Origin of the sequence: Protofrankia sp. Cr1, assembly GCF_963555865.1 — a bacterium.
In the GTDB taxonomy this organism is placed as follows: Bacteria; Actinomycetota; Actinomycetes; order Frankiales; family Frankiaceae; genus Protofrankia.
This window is the reverse complement of record NZ_CAUVXO010000659.1, coordinates 1-2,732: the sequence shown is the minus strand read 5'-3', so window position 1 is coordinate 2,732 and position 2,732 is coordinate 1. Positions and strand designations below refer to the sequence as shown.

Annotated in this window: 3 protein-coding genes and 1 pseudogene; 1 reads left to right on the top strand and 3 read right to left on the bottom strand. The window is 66.7% G+C overall.

Annotated features, from left to right (window positions below; genetic code table 11):
• From U9980_RS27530 to U9980_RS27520, 3 genes are all read right to left on the bottom strand, one after another.
• A partial coding sequence (locus tag U9980_RS27530) for a cobalamin B12-binding domain-containing protein (protein WP_322770596.1) occupies nucleotides 1-455 on the bottom strand: 455 nt, incomplete at its 3' end.
• Nucleotides 456-510: 55 nt separating this feature from the next.
• Entirely contained in the window at nucleotides 511-1,212 is a 702-nt protein-coding gene (locus tag U9980_RS27525; RefSeq protein ID WP_322770595.1) for a cytidylate kinase family protein, read from the bottom strand.
• Between the two features lie 21 nt (nucleotides 1,213-1,233).
• On the bottom strand, nucleotides 1,234-2,034 hold the full coding sequence (locus tag U9980_RS27520) for a hypothetical protein (RefSeq protein WP_322770594.1): 801 nt from the start codon (nucleotides 2,032-2,034) through the stop codon (nucleotides 1,234-1,236).
• A 191-nt stretch (nucleotides 2,035-2,225) separates the two neighbouring features.
• On the opposite strand from U9980_RS27520, the pseudogene U9980_RS27515 reads away from it, so the two are divergent.
• A pseudogene (locus U9980_RS27515) lies at nucleotides 2,226-2,732 on the top strand (hypothetical protein); the annotation flags it as partial.

Genomic DNA, 2,732 nt, shown 5'->3' with positions numbered 1-2,732 from the left:
GCCCGGATCTGCCCACCCTCGACCCACCGAGCACCGGCGACACCGGCAAAGGATCCGCTCCCCGCCGCCGCCCGGTCCAACACCTCAAGGATCGCCTCCTCCGACTCGCCTTCGCAGACCACATCCGCGCGGAAGTCGAGCAGCGACTCGGTTGGGTAGAAGTTGGCGTGCACGCCGCCGACCATCACCAGCGTGCCCGGATCCATCCGGCTGCGTTCGCGGGCCTCCTGCATGAAGCCGTAGGTTGCGGACGAGGCGAGGCTGAACCCGACCGCGTCGAAGCCGACCAGGTCCAGGCCGACCTGGTCGGGCCGGACCTGAATGACGGTGACGTCGTGCCCAGCATTCTCGACCGCGGCGGCCAGGTAGAGCGCCCCGAACGGGGGGAACTCTCGGCGGCGTTCCCGGAATCGGGCCATGTCGTAGACCTCGGGGTAGAGCAGTGCGACACGCACGATGAGACCTCCGGTGTGCAGCGAGAAAGAGCGGCTCGGGCCTAAAGGTGAACGTCTAGTAGCGAGAGGATGTACCAGGTGCCGCAGCGCCGATTCGTAGAATTTCTGTCGGATGACGGTCGGCTAGCGCGGCCAGGTCTCCCGACGGGCGCTCATTGAGTAATGCCGTTACCGCCTCACCCACAACCGGCGCAAACGCCGCGATACCAGCGTCCGCGCAGGAACGGTCGGCGGTCTGAATGAGATGCGAGTTGCAAAGCATCAAGTCGTAGCGGTGGCGGTCAGTGAACAGGTCGAACTCATGCCGGCGCAGGAAACTGGCGCGGGTGTCCGCATCCTTGGCCTGCACATGGTCGCGGCAGGCTGACACCGGCATGGCCGTGCGTGTCTGGGAGACGTAACACTTGCGGGCCCGGGAGTCTAGATCGGACTCGATCCACACCCGCACCATCGGCTCAGGTGCCAGCCATGCAAGCGCCCACGTGTCGAAGATGGTGCCTTGCCGGTCGGCCGCCAGTTCCTCGAGCCGCCTGTCCAGTTCGTCGTCGGTGCTGTCCCCCTGCCGGCCGTTGCGGATCTGGTCGAACCGGTCGAACCAAACTCCGTCCGCCGGAACGTCGATGCCCAGAATCTCCAGCAGAACCTCAGTGGCCGACACGTAGCCGCAGCCCAGCTCGGCGGCCAGAATTCGCGCATGTGTCGTTTTCCCTGCGGCCGTTAGTCCAGCGAACGCGACATTCGGATGATAAGGGGCCATACGGCCGCCCTTCCGCGAAGGTCAACTGCTGATGATGTCGTCGAACTCACCGGCCTTCGCTGCACGCAGGAAATCTTTCAAGGCATCCGGGGTGATCGGGATCGACTGTGACAGTGAGGACCGGATAAACGCCCAGTGCACCCCGCAGGCAATCTGAACCACGTCTACGGCCTCGGGCGTCACGGTGCTCGCGGAGCACCAGCTTGTGACAGGTAACGCACGCGCCGGGACATGCACGAGCTGTCCTTCCTGGTCTGGGTCGCCTGCCCCGGCGGATCGGGTCAGCACCGGAGCAGGCGACGAGCGGGGCCACCCCGCCCGCGAGAGCTGGTCACGCGGACGCGGGCGGGGTGGTGGACGGGCCGCGTGTGGACATGACGGCCCCCGTTTCAGATCCCGGGATTGCGATCCGGGATAGCGGGACGGAACAGAAGTCCAGCGGGTGATGTCCGGGCTGAGTTCGGCGTAGGCGTCCACCGCATCGAGCGATGAGAAGCCCGTGACCGTCTCGACCGGGTCGCCTTCGGCATCGAGGACGACCACCGACCACGTCCGCTCGGCGACGGGGCGAACGACACGGCCGCGGCTCCGAACGACCGCGCCGTGGCCCGGCCACGACGTGTACGGCACCCGGACCGGGAGGTGCGGGGAGGGAGCGCTGTCAACGGCCGAGATGACCGGTTCCCTCCCCACCCCGGCCACCACACCCAACCCGACACCAGAGCGCCGCACGGCGCTGGACAGCGACGGGTCAAGGTGGGGGTGGCGGCCAGCGGCGGGCATCCGGCCAGTGGACCCGGGCGCGTCCGTGGGTCTGGTCACGTGCGCTCCTCGGTCCGGGAAAGTGGCCGGCGTGTATCCCGCCGTGCACAACCCATGACACACTGCGCACCAGAATGGGAACAGACCGCAAAATTGTTTGGTGGCAAACATCCATGGTTAGTGGCCATGGCGGCGAGAGGGAACCCACGGTGAAAGACAAGGAGCAGCCGACACCAGCCCGTGACCGCTACGTGCACCGCGCCGAGGAACTCCGACGCGCAGCCAGGCTTTCGATCAACGACGTGATCCGTCAGACCGGTCTGTCGCAGCCGGCGGTGTCCGCAGCGCTCCGAGGTCAGCAAGCCAACCGGAAGGACCTCCTCCCCGGCGAGGCAGTCGTCCGCCGGATCGATGAGACGATCCGCGCCCGCGGCGAGCTCCTCGCACTATGGAAGGCTGCGAAGATCGAATACGAGATTCGTGTGCTAGACGTTCCGTTTTCCGTACTCGGTGGACTGCTGCCCGCCTCGGGGCGGACAGTAGACGCAACAGGGGAGGTGAGACCGACGGATAGGCGGCTCTTCGGCATCGGGGGTCTCAGCGCGGCGGCGGTGCTCGCATTCGCGGACAACGTTGACGATCAACTACGCTCGCACCGGCCTAAGATCACAGATATCGCGGGCGCGGAAACCGCGCTCGCGGATCTTGAACGGGACCGCGACGCTGCCGACCCCTCGGCCCTGTTCCCCCCCGCGTAC

Bases quoted from the DNA above. Each gene is read 5' to 3' on its own strand.
- U9980_RS27525 (WP_322770595.1), bottom strand. From the start codon at position 1,212: ATGGCCCCTTATCATCCGAATGTCGCGTTCGCTGGACTAACGGCCGCA.